This window comes from Paenibacillus sp. GP183, assembly GCF_900104695.1.
Taxonomy (GTDB): domain Bacteria; phylum Bacillota; class Bacilli; order Paenibacillales; family NBRC-103111; genus Paenibacillus_AI.
The window spans coordinates 4,782,898-4,799,087 of record NZ_FNSW01000001.1 but is presented as its reverse complement, the minus strand read 5'-3'; the positions used below and the strand labels follow the sequence as shown (position 1 = coordinate 4,799,087).

General features: G+C 47.9%; 15 protein-coding genes. 7 read left to right on the top strand and 8 right to left on the bottom strand.

What is annotated here, in order from left to right:
* Positions 1–75: 75 nt before the first annotated feature.
* Positions 76–903 carry an alpha/beta hydrolase family protein gene (locus tag BLV33_RS23795; protein ID WP_090797706.1) on the bottom strand — a complete coding sequence of 276 codons (828 nt, stop codon included), beginning with the start codon at positions 901–903 and terminating at the stop codon, positions 76–78.
* Positions 904–1,003: 100 nt separating this feature from the next.
* Between BLV33_RS23795 and BLV33_RS23790 the strand changes: the two genes are divergently transcribed.
* Positions 1,004–1,255: a DUF2573 family protein gene (locus tag BLV33_RS23790; protein ID WP_090797704.1), complete on the top strand. Its 252-nt coding sequence runs from the start codon at positions 1,004–1,006 to the stop codon at positions 1,253–1,255.
* Between the two features lie 69 nt (positions 1,256–1,324).
* Here BLV33_RS23790 and BLV33_RS23785 read toward each other — a convergent pair whose 3' ends face one another.
* Positions 1,325–2,101, bottom strand: coding sequence for an SDR family NAD(P)-dependent oxidoreductase (locus BLV33_RS23785; RefSeq protein ID WP_090797703.1), 777 nt, complete (start codon positions 2,099–2,101; stop codon positions 1,325–1,327).
* A gap of 67 nt (positions 2,102–2,168) precedes the next feature.
* Positions 2,169–2,627, bottom strand: coding sequence for a chemotaxis protein CheX (locus tag BLV33_RS23780; RefSeq protein ID WP_090797701.1), 459 nt, complete (start codon positions 2,625–2,627; stop codon positions 2,169–2,171).
* 222 nt (positions 2,628–2,849) lie between these two features.
* Here BLV33_RS23780 and BLV33_RS23775 point away from each other — a divergent pair, with 222 nt between their 5' ends.
* The 5 genes from BLV33_RS23775 to BLV33_RS23755 all read left to right on the top strand — a co-directional run bounded on the left by BLV33_RS23775 (position 2,850) and on the right by BLV33_RS23755 (position 7,812).
* Positions 2,850–3,752, top strand: coding sequence for a LysR family transcriptional regulator (locus BLV33_RS23775; protein WP_090797699.1), 903 nt, complete (start codon positions 2,850–2,852; stop codon positions 3,750–3,752).
* Positions 3,753–3,798: 46 nt separating this feature from the next.
* On the top strand, positions 3,799–4,605 hold the full coding sequence (locus BLV33_RS23770; RefSeq protein WP_090797698.1) for a histidinol-phosphatase: 807 nt from the start codon (positions 3,799–3,801) through the stop codon (positions 4,603–4,605).
* A 341-nt stretch (positions 4,606–4,946) separates the two neighbouring features.
* Positions 4,947–6,017 carry an ABC transporter substrate-binding protein gene (locus tag BLV33_RS23765; RefSeq protein WP_090797696.1) on the top strand — a complete coding sequence of 357 codons (1,071 nt, stop codon included), beginning with the start codon at positions 4,947–4,949 and terminating at the stop codon, positions 6,015–6,017.
* Positions 6,018–6,082: 65 nt separating this feature from the next.
* On the top strand, positions 6,083–7,018 hold the full coding sequence (locus BLV33_RS23760) for an ABC transporter permease (protein WP_253187149.1): 936 nt from the start codon (positions 6,083–6,085) through the stop codon (positions 7,016–7,018).
* Positions 7,018–7,812: an ABC transporter ATP-binding protein gene (locus BLV33_RS23755; RefSeq protein ID WP_090797694.1), complete on the top strand. Its 795-nt coding sequence runs from the start codon at positions 7,018–7,020 to the stop codon at positions 7,810–7,812. Before BLV33_RS23760 ends, BLV33_RS23755 begins: the two co-directional genes overlap by 1 nt.
* 143 nt (positions 7,813–7,955) lie before the next feature.
* Here the strand turns inward: BLV33_RS23755 and BLV33_RS23750 are convergent, their stop codons facing one another.
* The 4 genes from BLV33_RS23750 to BLV33_RS23735 all read right to left on the bottom strand — a co-directional run bounded on the left by BLV33_RS23750 (position 7,956) and on the right by BLV33_RS23735 (position 13,524).
* Positions 7,956–9,359 (bottom strand): MATE family efflux transporter, encoded by a 1,404-nt coding sequence (locus BLV33_RS23750; RefSeq protein WP_090797692.1) that lies wholly within the window; start codon positions 9,357–9,359, stop codon positions 7,956–7,958.
* Positions 9,360–9,542: 183 nt separating this feature from the next.
* Positions 9,543–10,637 (bottom strand): glycoside hydrolase family 88 protein, encoded by a 1,095-nt coding sequence (locus tag BLV33_RS23745; protein WP_090797690.1) that lies wholly within the window; start codon positions 10,635–10,637, stop codon positions 9,543–9,545.
* 138 nt (positions 10,638–10,775) lie between these two features.
* A complete protein-coding gene (locus BLV33_RS23740) occupies positions 10,776–12,116 on the bottom strand; it encodes a (Fe-S)-binding protein (RefSeq protein WP_366414833.1) in 1,341 nt (446 codons plus the stop codon).
* Positions 12,109–13,524 carry an FAD-linked oxidase C-terminal domain-containing protein gene (locus BLV33_RS23735; RefSeq protein WP_090797688.1) on the bottom strand — a complete coding sequence of 472 codons (1,416 nt, stop codon included), beginning with the start codon at positions 13,522–13,524 and terminating at the stop codon, positions 12,109–12,111. Before BLV33_RS23735 ends, BLV33_RS23740 begins: the two co-directional genes overlap by 8 nt.
* 118 nt (positions 13,525–13,642) lie before the next feature.
* Here BLV33_RS23735 and BLV33_RS23730 point away from each other — a divergent pair, with 118 nt between their 5' ends.
* Positions 13,643–14,401 (top strand): FadR/GntR family transcriptional regulator, encoded by a 759-nt coding sequence (locus tag BLV33_RS23730; protein ID WP_090797686.1) that lies wholly within the window; start codon positions 13,643–13,645, stop codon positions 14,399–14,401.
* Between the two features lie 342 nt (positions 14,402–14,743).
* Here the strand turns inward: BLV33_RS23730 and uxaC are convergent, their stop codons facing one another.
* Positions 14,744–16,150, bottom strand: a complete 1,407-nt coding sequence (gene uxaC / locus BLV33_RS23725; protein ID WP_090797685.1) for a glucuronate isomerase — start codon at positions 16,148–16,150, stop codon at positions 14,744–14,746.
* Between the last annotated feature and the right edge of the window lie 40 nt (positions 16,151–16,190).

The window sequence follows — 16,190 nt, the reverse complement described above, 5'->3', positions numbered from 1 at the left end:
CGTCCTTTTACCATATTAGGGCATATACGAATAGTTAACAATATTAAACACCAAAATAATTGATGAGTTCCTCCTCTATGGGCTCTGCAGAAGCATCTCTGATCTTTTTTTGACAATCCATGCAAAAATCCCATCGAGCGCAAGCGCATCCTCATCCTTGGGAAAACGATGCCCTCTGCCTTCATAGAGCTCCATCGCGAAATCCTTGCCTGCCTCTTCGAGCGCGAACGCCAGCTTTCTCGCATGACTCACGTCTACCTGGGGATCCATCGTTCCATGAATGATCAATACAGGAGGCTTGATCAGATTGGCAAAGTGTACAGGCGATCTTTGCAGATAAGCATCAGCCTGCTTCTGGGGATGCCCTACCACACGCTTCAGCATCCTTCGCAGATCCACTCGTTCTTCATAAGTAGCCCATAAATCACTGACACCGCCCCATACGACAATCGGACCTACACCTGGGCAATAAGCCCCTGCCAGCAGGGCCATCAGTGCACCTCGTGAAAAGCCGAGCAAAGGAACAGGCCCAGGTATGACCTCCGGCAGAGATTTCATAAGCGATACCGCATGGAACAGATCATAGCGATCCTCTCCTCCAAAATCCTCCCGGCCTTCTCCTCCTTCATTTCCTCTATAAAAGGGTGCGAACACCGCATAGCCTCTTTGCGCCAAGATGATAATTCTGTGCTTGCGAACCATGCCAACCCGGCGAATCCCGCCTCGGCAATAAATCAGGGGAGGAAGCGGGGAGCTGCATTCGGGTATCGCCAAATATCCTTTCACCTTCAGCCCTTGGCTCATATAGGTAATCAAATATAAGGACATCTTCTTGATCGGGCATCTAACCTGTTCTTTGCTGATCATATCTCCGTCTTGATATGAATGTTCCTCAGTTTGCATACGAATGTCTCCTTCCAAGTATTTTTGACAGAAATGCCGGTTGTAAGCTAGACTTGGGGGAATCAAACCAAATGCTGATTGGCAAGGAAGGGCGGGTCCTATGAACTCCGAATTTGAACGAGATTTTCAAGCGCTTTTGGAAAAAACAGCAGAGCTTCTAACAGGCGACAGCTCGGCTGAAATGGCTGACAAAGTGAAAGTATGGGCTGTTTACAATCATATTCATAAATCCATGCCCGCATTGACGAAGCACTGGAATCAAGTACATCCGGACAGCCAGTTGGAAATGCGCCGCATTTTTGAAGAAATTCACGATCTCAATCAAGCATTAAAGGATCAGCCTAAGCCGTAGCAAGGATAAACATTCTTATCAATGACAAAAGAAGCGGAGTTCCCTCTCCAGGGAATTTCCGCTTATTCTTCATTTTTTATTCATGATTCGGTGAGCAAGCCTGTCATAGGAACGCGGGAAAAGCAGTGCGAGCTTGGAGGCGAACCCAGCCATTCTCGGTAAATTCTTCTCGGCTCTCTTATGTTCTATCGCGTGAATGATTTCCGAGACTACCTTTTCCGGTTTCAGCATCATCCAGGAAATGTTCTTTACATAAGTGCCCTCCGGATCAGCTCGATCAAAGAACGGAGTATTTATCGGTCCAGGATTAATGGCTGTCAATGAAACTCCTGTGCCGACCAGCTCCAGACGCAAGCTGTTTGTGAACCCTAGCACCGCATGTTTGGTGGCTGAGTATCCTGTTGATTTGGCCGAGCCAACCTTGCCCGCTATGGAGGCGATATTGACGATATGTCCACTGCCTGCCTTGAGCATGTGCGGAAGTACAGCTTTGGTACAGCGAACAGTACCCAAATAATTCACGTCCATCATCTCTTCAAAATGTTCGATTGCCGCGTCAGTGAAGGATTCAAACTGCCCATAGCCCGCGTTGTTGATCAATATATCGATGCGCCCGAATTGCTCCATAATCTGCCGCACTGTTTCCGTGACCTGATCGTACTTCGTCACATCCAGATAGAAGACTGCATGCTTTCCCGGCAGACGCGCAGCGATTTCCTCCAGCTTGGGAAGGGTGCGCGCCGTCAATATGGGAACAGCGCCTTTGGCAGCAAAGGCTTCAGCCATCAAGGCTCCGATCCCGCTGGAGGCTCCGGTGATCAGCACAATTTTCGCATTCACGTTCATTCATCATTCTCCTGTCTTAAAAATGAGAAAAAGCGGTTTCTGCATCCTGGCAGACTCTCCGCTTCACTTAATTAATCAGCACTTGAATGTCCAGTTCGCCTATGCCATCCATAATCAGTGGAATGGTTAGTGCTTTCTTCGCAACAAAGCCGTCGCTGCTTCCGGACTGAACGATTTTTGGAGGCGTGATATCCACTCTGACTCCCTGATTGAAGAGCATCGTACTGGCATTGCCGCTGATCATGTTGCCGAGCTCCGAAATTGCGCTTTTGCCCATCTCATCCATCTCGGTAATGACATATCCGCCCATCATGGCCGATACCATTCTCAAAGCGACATCTTCCGCCAGTCCAAAAACAATATCTCCTTGCATCTGACCGGTCATGCCGATTTGGATCCAAATATAGCTCTCCACAATTTTCAGGTCCTTGATGCCCAGCTTACCCGTGGTAGGACGAATATTGGCCACTTGCTCAATCACAATTCTAGCAGATTCCAAAAAGGGGTTGATGTACTCCGCCTTCATTATATACAGGTCTCCTTCATGAATGATTCCCCGCCAATTAACTTCCTACATTATACCTAATCATTTAGGACAAGTATACTGGTTTTATGTATATTGGATGGTTGTTTCCATTTTTCATTTCCGGATTGCCGACACCGTGTACGTACCTTATAATGGAAGTAACAAAAGGTTTTTATTCTTTTTACAATTCCGATAAATTTTGTCTATGAAGGAGGCCGGGTCATGAATATCAACCAGTTGGAAACGCTTCTTACCATTTCCAAGACCATGAGTTTCCGCAAGGCTGGTGAGATTCTTAATTTGACCCAGCCTGCGGTATCTGCACAGATTAAAAGTCTTGAAGACGAATTCGGCACGATTCTCATCGACCGTAATCAGCCTGTTACCCTTACGGATAGCGGCCGTTTATTCCTCGAGCATGCGGAACGGATCTTAAGGACTGTCGATGATCTTAAACAACGGCTCGATGATTTGTACCATACACCCCAAGGGCACATTCATATTGGTACCACGACCTCCATTGCGATGGAAATTTTGCCGAGAGTATTATCTTACTTCCAGGACCAATTCCCGCTGATCAAAACAACGATCCATTCCATGACCTCTTCCCAGATTATGAGCAGTGTGGAAAACGGTCAAGTTGACATCGGCATTGCATATTTGTTTGAAAAAAATCCGGCACTTGAAACTTCTGTGCTTTACTTCGACACCTTCGAGCTGATTGTTTCCTCTCAGCATCCGCTAAGCCGCTTCTCCCATCTCTCGATGGAAAAGCTGCGCAACATCCCGTTCATCATGCTTTCTCCGGAAACAGCAGGAAGAAGATTTGTGGACCAGCTGTTCAAATCGCTGGATATAACCCCTCAGATCATCATGGAGCTTTCGAGCAGTGAGGAAGTAAAGCGCATGGTCGAGCTCAATCTCGGGGTGGCCATTATTTCCAAGCTGTCAGTATTCAACGAACTGCGCCGCGGCACACTTAAAATGATCAAGGTAAGTGAATTGGATATTACCCATCCGGTGGGTGTAGTATATAAATCAGGACGCTATTTGAACTCGGCCATGCAGCAGTTTTTAAGGGATTTAAAGGGCATGCCGGAGACACAGTTCCTCGGTTCGGAATAAGCAGCCTTACCACGAGAAAATCATCATTTCTAGGGAGTGAACGATCATGAAATTCGATTTGCATACACATCATTACCGCTGCGGACATGCCCAAGGAGAGATCCGGGAATATATAGAAGCTGCCAGGCAAGCCGGTTTTTCTGTGATCGGCATATCCGACCATTCCCCTTATTTCGGGAGTAAAGAGGATAAGCCACAGCCTGCTATTGCTATGGGGCAAAGTGAATTTCCTTCCTATGTAGCCGAAGTGCTGCAATTAAAAGAGGAATATGCCGGCAAAATCGACGTATTGCTGGGAGTGGAGTCTGATTTTTTTCCCGAGCATGCTAAGGTGTACCACAAACAGTATGCGAAGTATCCTTTTGACTATATCATCGGTTCTGTTCATTTATCGGGGGGAACCAGCATTTTCAATCGGAATCGTTGGAAAGGTTTAAACGATGTCCAGCAAATCGAGCAAAAGGAAGAATACTATCGCCTCATCCAGGAGTCGGCTCGCTCGGGAATGTTTCAAATTCTGGGTCATATTGATGCGATGAAAGGATTTTATCCCGCCTTTTCGGCAATCCCAACCTCCAAGGTCAATGAAACGCTGAAAGTGATTGGAGAGCAGGGAGTTGCCATTGAAATCAATACATCCGGTAAAACGAAAGATGTCGGCGGCTGGTATCCATCCGATGAGATGCTGGAGAGAGCCCTTTTTTACGGCGTGGAGGTTACCTTTGGATCTGATTCACATATTCCGCAGCGTATCGGGGACGACTGGGATTTGGTCAGCTCACGGCTCAAGGAGATTGGCTTCAAGCAATGGGTTTATTTTAAAAACAAGGAAAAGCAAGTGGTTCCCCTTTAACGAGTCCTCTATATGAATAGCTCAGCTAAAGCTTTAGTCGTGGACCGATCCTTATCGTCAGTTTGCAAACTGCGAACAGAGGATCGGTCCAGTTTTATTTTCGTGACCGGGAAATAACTCTTAATCCGACACAATTGCTGACAAATCCGCCAAGAGACAATCAGGAAAAACAATTGACGGAAACGAAAACAATGAATTAAACTATGCTTAATTCATTTGTTTGATTCTGCTTGGAAAAGTGTCGTCAGGCGCTTTTTTACTTTATTAGACAAAAGTGCTGAAGAGTCTACGCGATAAATTTGCACAGCAGGAAATTGATCATTTGAGAGGGGTAATTGAATTTGAAAAAGAAGGTTTGGCTATCATTAGTATTATCTGCAGCTTTATTAACCGTAGCAGGATGTGGGCAAAAGGCCCAGAATACGAACACTGCAGCCGGCGGAACCGCAACACCATCGGCGGCACCGACAGCAGCAGCAGCCACAACACCTGCAGCCAAAACGTATAAAATCGCGATATCGCAAATCGTCGAGCATCCATCCCTGGACGCCACTCGTCAAGGATTCCTGGCTGCCTTGAAAGAAGCGGGCATTGTGGAAGGCACGAATTTGAAAGTCAGCTTTAACAATGCTCAAGGCGACTCTGCCAATAACTTATCGATCGCCCAAAAAATCGCGGCAGAAGAAAATGACCTTGTTCTTGGGATTGCAACACCATCCGCACTGGCCGTTGTGCAGCAAGTAAAGAAGTCTCCTATACTTTTCGCTGCAGTTACGGACCCGCTTGCCGCCAAAATCGTAAGCAGTATGGATAAGCCCGGCGGCAATGTCTCCGGTGCATCAGATACCAACCCAGAAGCTATTACCCAATTGATGGATTTCATCGGCAGCAACTTTCCGAAAATTAAGACCGTGGGCCTTGTCATCAATGAAGGCGAGCCTAATGCGGTGATCATGGCCAAGAAGGCGGAAGAAGGCCTAACCAAGCGCGGCATTAAATTGATCAAAGCACCGGTTACCAACACATCCGAAGTTAAGCAAGCTGCAGAATCCTTGGTAGGACGCGCGGATGCTTTCTATATTACACTCGACAACACAGTCGTGACCGGCGTGGATACCATCCTTAAATTGGCAAAGGATAAGCACATTCCATTCTTCTCAAGTGATCGCGATACGGTTGAGAAAGGTGCTTTTGCCACAGTCGGCTTCAAATATTATGACCACGGCTACCAGGTAGGCCAAATGGCTGTTGAGATTTTGAAGAATGGTAAAAAGCCAGCTGATATGAAAGTCACTGTACCCGACAAGCTGGACGTCATTCTTAACTTAAAAGCTGCTGCCGACCAAGGCATTGAAGTTACGGATGCCATGAAAAATGCCGTCAAGGATAAAGAAAAGAACATCATTAAGTAAACAACAGGTAATGGGGTGAACGTCCCTGATGTTCACCCCATTTCTTAATTTTAGGAGGTATGATTATGCTTGGCTCGATGGACGGAGCGCTAGGCTCGATGGTCGGAGCGGTGGAGCTCGGCTTACTATATGCTTTAATGGCGCTCGGGGTTTACATTACGTACCGCATTCTGGATTTTCCTGATCTGACTGTAGATGGAAGCTTCACAACAGGTGGAGCCATAGCCGCGGTCCTGATTACCAAAGGATTTTCTCCGATATTAGCTTGCTTGGCTGCTTTTGCCGGCGGCCTGATCGCAGGAGCTTGCACGGGGCTGCTGCATACCAAAGGTAAAATTAATGGACTGCTGTCCGGGATTTTGATGATGATCGCCTTGTACTCGATCAATTTGCGGATTATGGTTAAGCCGAATATTTCCCTGCTCGGAGCTGACACTATATTCGTCTCGATCAAGCCGCTGATTCTAATGGTTATTGTGGTTATCATTGTGAAGCTGTTGCTTGATGCATTTTTTCAAACAGACTTAGGCCTGGCACTAAGGGCAACAGGTGATAACGCGCGCATGATTCGAAGCCTGGGCGCTCATACCGATAACACTACGATTCTCGGTGTAAGCCTGTCCAATGGACTGGTTGCGCTCTCCGGTTCACTTATCGCTCAGCAGTCCGGTTTTGCGGACATCTCAATGGGGATCGGCATGATCGTCCTTGGACTGGCTTCCGTGATCATCGGCGAGGCGATTTTTGGAGCTCGAACGGTATTCTTCGCCACTTTGGCCGCTGTTCTTGGATCCATTGTGTATCGGATAGTGTATGCGCTTGCTTTGCGCGTGGAATGGCTGAGAGCCTCGGACTTGAAGCTTATCACGGCTGTCATTGTCATCATTGCACTTGTGGTACCATCGCTGCAGCGTTCCTGGAAACAAAAGGGCTTGGCCCGGAAACGTTCAGCGGAGCTGCTGGGCTTGGCTGCACAGCCCAAATCGGGAGGTGACCGCTAATGCTTCAGCTGTCCAATGTATCCAAGCTGTTTAATCCCGGTACGCCGGATGAGAAGATTGCTTTGATGGGCATCAACCTGAAGCTGAACCCCGGCGACTTTATTACGGTAATCGGCAGCAACGGCGCGGGCAAATCGACCCTGATGAACGTAATTTCCGGTGTCATGACCCCGGATACGGGCGAGGTTCGGATCGATGGCCATGCGATTCAGCAGCTTCCGGAGTATCGTCGAAGCGAGTGGATCGGACGCGTCTTTCAAGACCCGATGGCCGGAACAGCTCCGCGCATGACGATCGAGGAGAATCTCGCAATGGCTTACTCGAGGGGCAAGAAGCGCGGACTTCGTTTCGGCGTCACCGCGAGCAAGCGCACAATCTTTCGCCAAGAGCTGAGGCGCCTTGGCATCGGTCTTGAGGATCGCTTGCATGCCAAGGTCGGCATGCTGTCCGGAGGAGAGAGGCAGGCCCTCAGCCTGCTGATGGCAACGTTCACCAAGCCGCAGATCCTGCTGCTTGATGAGCATACAGCCGCTCTTGACCCTGCGCGTGCGGAACTCATCACTCGACTCACGAAGGAAATTGTGACCGGTATGAAGCTGACCACGCTGATGGTCACCCACAACATGGAGCAAGCTATTCGTCTGGGGAATCGCCTGATCATGATGGACAGAGGCCGAATCATTCTCGACATCGACGAACAGCGGAAAAAGGATTTGACCGTAGCTCAGCTGCTCGGTGAGTTCGAGCAAATCAGCGGCAGCCAGCTGTCCGATGATCGCACTCTGCTTGGATGACGATTGAATACTTTCAACAAATAAAGCCGTCCCTAAAGCAGATTTATGCTGCTGAGGCGGCCTTTTTTTTAGATGAGATTGCATTTTGGAGCTATGATTTTGGGATAATTCCTATGAATTTTATTGTTAATTTAGAATGTGAATCAATCTTTAGCAATGGGTCCATTTGCGATCATTCGGGATTTCTTCCAGTTGCCGAATAGGTAATATAAAACATTCAGAATGACAGCGATCGAGAAACCAATCGAAAAGCTCCACCAAATGTTATCAAACCCATATTGATAACCAAAATAGTAGGCAAGCGGGTTGCGAACAAACAATAATGCAACTGTTGTAACGACAAGTGGAATTACGACAGATCCTGATGCTCTTACCACCCCTGCCACCACATTAAAGATGCCAAATAGAATATAGGACCACAGGCAAAGGTTATTGATATGCATTCCGAGTTCAATTGCTTTTCCTCCACTTGGAAGGAAGAGGCCTACGGTTTCCCTGTTAAACAACAGCAATAAAGCGACTAGGCTTCCGGTTAATACCATATTAAAAGACACACCGGTCCAGGTAATGCGATGGATTCGGTCCCATTTTCCCGCACCGACATTTTGCGCCACCATGGAGGTTACAGCCCCTCCTATGGCCAAGGCCGGCATCTGGACATAACTGGCTATTTGTATCGAGACACCAAAAGCTGCCGATGCTTCGGAGCCATACCCGTTCACCAAATGAATCAGGATTAAATTGCTAAGGGAAACCACAATCATATTGAGTCCCATGGGCAGGCCTTTTTGAAAAAGAGTACGGATAATGCTCCACTTCATGCGAAGCATATGGGTATCTTCTTTGGTAATGCGCAGGAAATACTTTTTGCGGTATATGTACCCGATCAGGAGCAGCAAGCTAATGAATTGAGCAATGAATGTAGCCAGGGCCGAACCCGATATTCCCATTTTGGGGAACGGGCCTACCCCCAGAATCAAGAGAGGATTAAGCCCAATGTCCAAGACCGCAGATAACAGCAGAAAATAGAACGGCGTTTTGGCATCACCCGATCCCCTGAGCACAGCCATTACCAGGTTAAAGCCAAAAATAAACGGGACTCCCGCGAAAATAATGCGGGTGTACGATATGGCATATGGCAGCACATCGGGAGGTGTGTTCATCCAACCCAGAATGGTCCGAGAAAAAATGACCCCGATACAGCCGACGAGTAAAGACAAAACCAGGAAAAAAGTAGCGCTGGTTCCGACGACTTTCTTGGCATCCTCTACCCTTTGAGCTCCGAGATTTTGTCCGATTAGAATAACTGCAGCCATGGCTATACCAAATATGGCACTGATGAGCAGGAACATAATGATATTGGCATTCGACGTTGCGGCAAGTGCCTGTTCCCCGAGAAACTTCCCGACCCAAATCGTATTAATCGAGCCGTTTAATGACTGAAGCACATTCCCGAACAAGATGGGCAATGAAAACATAAAGAGTGTTTTGGCTATCGGTCCTTCCGTCAAGGATGGACGTGCTGCTTTAGCTTCGGGTGAGCTCATAAGTATCTCCTTAAATTTGGTATATCCTTACTATACCTCCCCCTTTACCCATATTCAATTGTATAGATGTGCTTTATCTTATCATCCAAGGATAAACGGCTACGCCGTCCTTAATGACGAGCGCGTTTGTCTAGGTTGATGCGAAGCAAGATAAGTTTAGAAAATCTTATACTTTCTGCTCAACTAAAATATCCGCTGTTTCCATTGATTGCATTTAGCTATCGCTTCCACAAAGAAGTAATCTCCATAGATCAAACCGACATTCACATTTTGGTTAGCCGGTTTATGACCCGTACCTTCGATGAGGATTTGTTCTTTTGTTTGATCGAACACAGCATAGCGTTCTGCAAGAGCGGTCAGTATTCGGTTGGCATGAAACCTGTACATATCTGCTTCTTCTTCTGAAACAAGAGCAGCGATTTCCAGCAAGCCGGAAGCGGCACAAGCAGCGGCCGAAGTATCCTTAGGCTGAGCAGCCGGATCTTCGGTGCGAAAATCCCATAAGGGTATAGGGTCAGCAGATGTACAAGCGATGAAGTAGTGAGCCACCCGTTTTGCAGCATGCAAATACCGAAGTTCACCGGTATAACGATATACATTGGCTAAGCCATGTAAAGCCCAAGCCTGTCCCCGGCTCCAGGATGAGCTTGCCGAGTGACCTTGACCGCCAATAGCTTCGATGAACTCACCCGTGGCAGGATCGAAGCTCACGATATGTCTTACCGAACCGTCAGCCCGGATAAAATGCTGCAGCACGGTATCCGCATGATCGCATGCTATATAGCGTAAACGTGGATCTCCGCTTTCTTCTGCCGCCCATAACAGCAAAGGCAAATTCATACATGAATCGATGATCGCCCAACCATGCTTGTCTTGATTCCATGCGCGCAGGAAACTTCCCGCCGGATTAAATCGACCGGCAAGAAAGCTCGCAGCCTGCAGGCCTCTTCTTCGGGCATCCTTGTCTCCAGTCAGCTTAAATTTGATTACAGCTGTAGGAAGAAATTGAAATCCTACATCATGATGAAAATTGTTGTCCTGCATAAAGCATTGTTCTATCCTTGCATCCCAATCCCAAGCTCGCAGCTTATAGGTGTCATCTTTGGTCATGTCGTGCATGATCCACAGGATTCCCGGCCAAAAGCCGGATGTCCACCAATCCTTTCGAGCATCATCATAGCAGCCTTCCACAGCAACATGTGGAGATTTATCACCGATTTGCTCCAGCATCCCATCCACTTTTTGCTGAATGACGGGCCACAGTTCATTTATATTCATCTAACAAGTCTCCTTTCAACTGTTTTATGGCTCATTTTACTTCAATAAATACAGTTTCCATTCCTTCCGCTGAAACGCTGATAACTAAGCCATCCAGCACAACATGGACAGCTTTTTGAGATGAAAAATGGTTATGATTTATCGGGATGCTTTTATAAATCGATCATATAAAAAGTCGGCAATATGGACGGCTTCCATCCTGCCTTGCTGCCCGTGCTTGTCGATACCCAGTTTCATTTGCAGCAAGCAGCCCGGGTTGCTTGTAACCAGATAATGGGCACCCGTAGCGTTGGCGTGATCCATCTTGTTCTCAAGAATCCGGTTCGCCATTTCGGGTTGGGTGATATTATAAATGCCTGCCGAGCCGCAGCATGAACCTGCATCCTGCATTTCAATAAATTGTACGTTTGATACTGACTTTAAAAGCTGCCTGGACTGGTTTCCACCGTGCATGACATTGCGCAAGTGACAGGAATCTTGATACGTAATACGTGAATGAGCATCATGATCCACGGCTTCTGCGAATTGAAGCGGCCGTCCTTGTTCGACCAAAATGGCGCTGATGTCCTTTACCCGTGCAGCAAACCAAGCTGCTGATTCCTTCCATTCCGGCTCATCCTGCAGCAGGTGGTCATATTCAACCAGAATCGCGCCGCAGCCGCCCGCATTGGACACAATGTAATCCACGCCAGCTTCCTGAAAAGCGCGAATATTACGCTTGGCAAGCGCATTGGCTTGAGCGCTTTCTCCGCTGTGGGCATGCAGTGCTCCGCAGCAATTCTGCGTATCCGGAATCACGACCTCGAACCCGGCTTCGGAGAGCAGCGACACGGTTTTGATGTTCGTTTCTGTGAACATCACATCCATTAAACAGCCTCGGAACATGCCAACCGTTGCAATTTTGTCTCCTTTGGCCGGAATTCGGCTGCCCAATCTCTCCACAATTCCTTTACCCGACGCATCTGGCAATATTTTTTCCATGGACTCCAGATGTTTGGAAAATGACCCGACAATTCCCGTCTTCTGGACTAAAGATTGAAGGCCTGTCTTCTTATAAAAATGGAGGCCGCTTCCAAGCAGACGCATGCGATTTTGATAGGGAAAAAGCTGTTTGAACACGAACTTCCGAACACCTCGCACCCACCAACGATGATGCTGGGTATGCGTCTCGATTGCGTCACGAGCCTGTTCAATCAATTGGCCGTATTTCACATCCGCCGGGCAGATGGGTTCACACGCTCTGCAGCCCAAGCAATGGTTCATTTGGTCTTCGAAACGAAGATTCGGTTCCATAAGGCCATCCACGGTTGCTTTCATCAAAGCGATTCGACCTCTTGGCGACTCCGCTTCTACACCCGTTTCCTTGAAGGTTGGGCATGCAGGAAGACAAAAACCGCAGCGCATGCAATTCGTCAACTGCTCGTAATCCAGCTTCGCTTTTAAGGTTTGCTGTAATAAGCCTGTTGAAGAGCTAGACACGATCGATCACCACCCTTCGTCTGGATTCTTTGGCGAACATTTTCCCAGGATTTAAAAGGCCCAGCGGATCGAAGGCTTGTTTGATGCCTTTCATGATGGAAATCCCTGCGCTGCCCACTTTCCACTCCAGGTATGGCGCTTTCACCAGTCCAACGCCATGCTCGCCGGTAATGGTTCCTCCAAGGCGAATAGCAACCTCGAATATTTCCTCGAACGCCGCCTCCACCCGGTGGATTTCTTCCGGATTTCTCGCATCAGTGGTCGCTGTCGGATGAAGATTGCCGTCGCCTGCATGGCCGAAGGTGCAGATCTGGACTCGATGCTTCTCTGCAATCCGATTGATTTCCAGCACCATATCGGCGATTTTCGATCGCGGCACAGTCGCGTCCTCCAGAATCGTTGTCGGCCGCAGCCTGGCGAGCGCTGTAAAAGCACTTCTCCGTGCAGTCAGCAGCTTCAAAGCTTCCTCGGCATTTGTGGCGATGCTGATTTGTGCGGCCTGCTCCTCCAGACAAATCTGCGAGATGAGCGAGATATCCCGCTCCACGGTTTCCATATCACCGTCCTGCTCGATTAAGAGAACAGCAGCCATATCGAGTGGAAGCCCCAGCTTGGCAAAGTCATCAACCACACGAATCGTGGGATTATCCAGGAATTCCAGAGTGGCCGGGATGATGCGGTTCTCAATAATTTTGGACACAGCCCGAGCGGCCCCGTAAATATCCTTATACATGGCCAGCATGGTTTTCTTATACTTGGGCGGCGGTATGAGCTTAAGCGTAGCTTCCGTAATCACCGCCAAGGTGCCTTCTGAGCCGACCAGCAGCTTCGTCAAATCATAGCCGGCTACATCCTTCATTAGTTTGCCGCCAGTGCGCAAAATTTCTCCGGAAGCTAGGACACATTCCAATCCGATCACATAATCCTTGGTTGTCCCGTATTTCAGCCCGCGCAACCCTCCAGAGCATTCGGCGATATTGCCGCCGATCGTCGAAATCCCCATACTGCTAGGATCAGGGGGATAAAAAAGGCCGAGACTTTCAATATGCTCAATGAACTTTTTGGTAATGATGCCCGGTTGTACCGTTGCCGTCAGATTCTGCAGGTCGACATCAAGGATGGCATTCATCCGGTGCATGACCATCACAATCCCGCCTTGAACGGGAACCGTGCCGCCGCAAAGATTGGTGCCAGAACCTCTGCTGACGAGCGGAATCCGATACTGGCTTAACACCTTCATGATTTCCGATACTTGCGCAGTATCCTTAGGGTAAATCACTCCATCAGGCAGCGATTGAAGCATGGGCGTTCCGTCATAAGAATGGGTCACCAGCGATTCCATATCATCTTTAAAATAAGACTCTCCCACTATATCTCGAAGCATTTGTTTGGCCTGACTTTCAATCATAGGGTCCTCCTCATGAAAATGATTGATTTCACATGTTATTCATCATGTGATCTGATGACTTTTCATCTATTTTAGCTTATGATTGTATACATGTATAGATACCAATGGAGGAATTTTCATGGGATTTCAGCAGGTGCGGCCTCAAAAGAGCTCTGAAATCGTTTTGGAGCAGATTAAACAGCAAATTGTGTCCGGTGCCTATACGTCTGGTACCAAGCTGCCTACTGTGGTTGAATTGTCAGCCAGCTTTGAAGTTGGTCGCTCAACCGTTCGTGAAGCGCTGAGTGCTCTGAAGGCCATGGGATGGGTCGATATTCGCCACGGCGGCGGAACCTTCGTCAGTAAGAAATTACCCGTGGAAGAGGAATTCGATGTCAGCGGCGGACTCTTTGAGCAAACAGACTCCTTGCAGGAAGTGCAGGAGGTTCGTAAATTTATTGAAGTCGGCTGCGCCTCTCTGGCCGCTGAGCGGCGATCTCCAGAGGATCTTGCCGATTTAAAGCAAATTCTTGGCCAGATGGGAGCAGCTTTGGGCAATGAAGAGGAAAGCGAACAAGCGGACATTCGCTTCCATCTGCAGATTGCCAAAGCCTCTCATAATACTCTTCTGAACGGAATGATGGAATCGTTGACGGAACGTCTGCAAGCAAGCATGAAGTCGTCCCGACGCCTTTGGTTCTTTGCCGAGCGCGCATCAGCTGAGCTGCTGCTTCAGGAGCATCGCGACATCTATCAAGCGATTGAAGCCCAAGATGAAAGGCTCGCAGCCGACAAGATGATGCAGCATATTCTAAAGGTGGATAAAGTCGTGCAGCAGTTGGCTGCTCAAAGCGGAATCGAGCCCAATAGAAAGAACCGTCAGGGAAGATCATCCTGACGGCCCGGTCTGCTCGAGAAAGCCACGACAGTTGGATCGGCTGTTTAGGGTTAATGAGGATAAACTCACAAACAATAAGCCTGGCCTCATTATTTTTCAGCATAATCTTAATGTGACTAGTTATAGTGATCTAAAGCTCATTATTAATGAACCAAACTTTCCGAATAAGTACATTTGGTTCACTGTTGCGCACTGCCCCCAAGAATTGGGAAAAATAATGACTTTAGAGTCATTAAACCTGAGTTTAACCTTATTAAATTAACCCTCGGGATTCTCTCCCTTACCCTGAAAAGACTAAGATCGCCCTCTACTTTGCCAAAAAGACAAAATAGAGTGCGATAGCTAGAATCGGAAATATGCCTTCGCATTCTTATAGCAAATGTTTTGAACAATTCCGCCCAGCCACTCCATGTCGTTCGGAGCTTCCCCTTGCTCCACCCACTCGCTGAACATATTGCAGAGAATACGACGGAAATATTCATGCCTGGTATAGGAGAGAAAGCTGCGAGAATCCGTCAGCATGCCGACAAAACGGCTGAGCAGCCCCATGTTGGCCAGTGTATTCATCTGATCCAGCATGCCCGATTTTGTATCGTTGTACCACCAAGCTGCACCGAGTTGAATTTTGCCGGGAATCCCGTCGCCCTGAAAGCTTCCAATCATTGCACCAATCACGTCATTGTCCTTGGCATTGAGCGAATATAAAATCGTTCTGGGAAGCGCCTTTTCCCGCTCCAAAGCATCCAAAAGCTTAACCAGCGGGCCCGCAACGGAAGAGTCATTCATGCTGTCATAACCGGTATCGGGTCCAAGCTCATGAAACATTCGAGTGCTTGTGTTACGATATGCATTCATATGAAACTGCATCGCCCAACCATGCTCCGCATACAGCTTGCCCAAAAATATCAGCGTATAAGTTTTATATTGCTGTTCTTCCAGCAAACTCACCGATTCACCACGGAGCGCTTTTGTAAAAATCGCTGAAGCCTGCTCAAGCGTTGCATCCTCATAAGGAACATAGTCCAGAGCATGATCGGATACACGGCCGCCCACACTATGGAAGAACTCCACCCGCGATTTCAACGCATCCAATAAATGGTCATACGCGGCGATCTTCTTTTGGGATGCATCCTCTAATTTCTTGATCCATGGCAGGTAGGTGCTGCGATTGATTTCAAGAAACTTGTCCGGTCTGAAGGCCGGCAGCACCTGGAAGCCCAAATCTTCGATTTCTTTAAGCTTGATATGGTATTCCAACGAATCCGCCGGATCATCAGTCGTACAAACCACTTCCACATTCGATTTACGAATGAGATCCCTTACAGAAAAGCCGTCCCCGGTGAGCTGTTTGTTAGCTTTTTCCCAAATATGAGGAGCATTATCGCCATTGATGATATCGTGGATCCCAAAAATCCGCTGCAGCTCCAAATGCGACCAATGGTACAACGGATTGCCTAATGTATCCGGCACTGTTTTCGCCCAAGCCATAAAACGATCGTAGTCCGTAACGCCTTCCCCGCCGGTAACGAGCTTCTCTTCTACTCCGTTTGCGCGCATCGCCCGCCATTTATAGTGATCTCCGTATAACCAAACCTCGGTTATATTGCTGTAGCGTTTGTTCTCGTAAATTTCCCGCGGATCCAGATGGCAATGATAATCAATGATCGGCATCTCTTTGGCATAATGGTTGTACAGGTCAACTGCCGTATCATTCATCAGCAAAAAATTTTCATCCATAAACTTTCTCATATTCGCACACCGCCTTCAAGGTTTTTGCTGAGCCAGCTAT

What these genes read in the sequence shown, in the direction of transcription:
- BLV33_RS23755 (WP_090797694.1), top strand. Translation starts at nt 7,018, where the DNA reads ATGCTTCAGCTGTCCAATGTATCCAAGCTGTTTAATCCCGGTACGCCG.
- BLV33_RS23735 (WP_090797688.1), bottom strand. Translation starts at nt 13,524, where the DNA reads ATGATTGAAAGTCAGGCCAAACAAATGCTTCGAGATATAGTGGGAGAG.
- BLV33_RS23785 (WP_090797703.1), bottom strand. Translation starts at nt 2,101, where the DNA reads ATGAACGTGAATGCGAAAATTGTGCTGATCACCGGAGCCTCCAGCGGG.
- BLV33_RS23760 (WP_253187149.1), top strand. Translation starts at nt 6,083, where the DNA reads ATGCTTGGCTCGATGGACGGAGCGCTAGGCTCGATGGTCGGAGCGGTG.
- BLV33_RS23790 (WP_090797704.1), top strand. Translation starts at nt 1,004, where the DNA reads ATGAACTCCGAATTTGAACGAGATTTTCAAGCGCTTTTGGAAAAAACA.
- BLV33_RS23775 (WP_090797699.1), top strand. Translation starts at nt 2,850, where the DNA reads ATGAATATCAACCAGTTGGAAACGCTTCTTACCATTTCCAAGACCATG.
- BLV33_RS23770 (WP_090797698.1), top strand. Translation starts at nt 3,799, where the DNA reads ATGAAATTCGATTTGCATACACATCATTACCGCTGCGGACATGCCCAA.
- BLV33_RS23750 (WP_090797692.1), bottom strand. Translation starts at nt 9,359, where the DNA reads ATGAGCTCACCCGAAGCTAAAGCAGCACGTCCATCCTTGACGGAAGGA.
- uxaC (WP_090797685.1), bottom strand. Translation starts at nt 16,150, where the DNA reads ATGAGAAAGTTTATGGATGAAAATTTTTTGCTGATGAATGATACGGCA.
- BLV33_RS23730 (WP_090797686.1), top strand. Translation starts at nt 13,643, where the DNA reads ATGGGATTTCAGCAGGTGCGGCCTCAAAAGAGCTCTGAAATCGTTTTG.
- BLV33_RS23780 (WP_090797701.1), bottom strand. Translation starts at nt 2,627, where the DNA reads ATGAAGGCGGAGTACATCAACCCCTTTTTGGAATCTGCTAGAATTGTG.
- BLV33_RS23795 (WP_090797706.1), bottom strand. Translation starts at nt 903, where the DNA reads ATGCAAACTGAGGAACATTCATATCAAGACGGAGATATGATCAGCAAA.
- BLV33_RS23745 (WP_090797690.1), bottom strand. Translation starts at nt 10,637, where the DNA reads ATGAATATAAATGAACTGTGGCCCGTCATTCAGCAAAAAGTGGATGGG.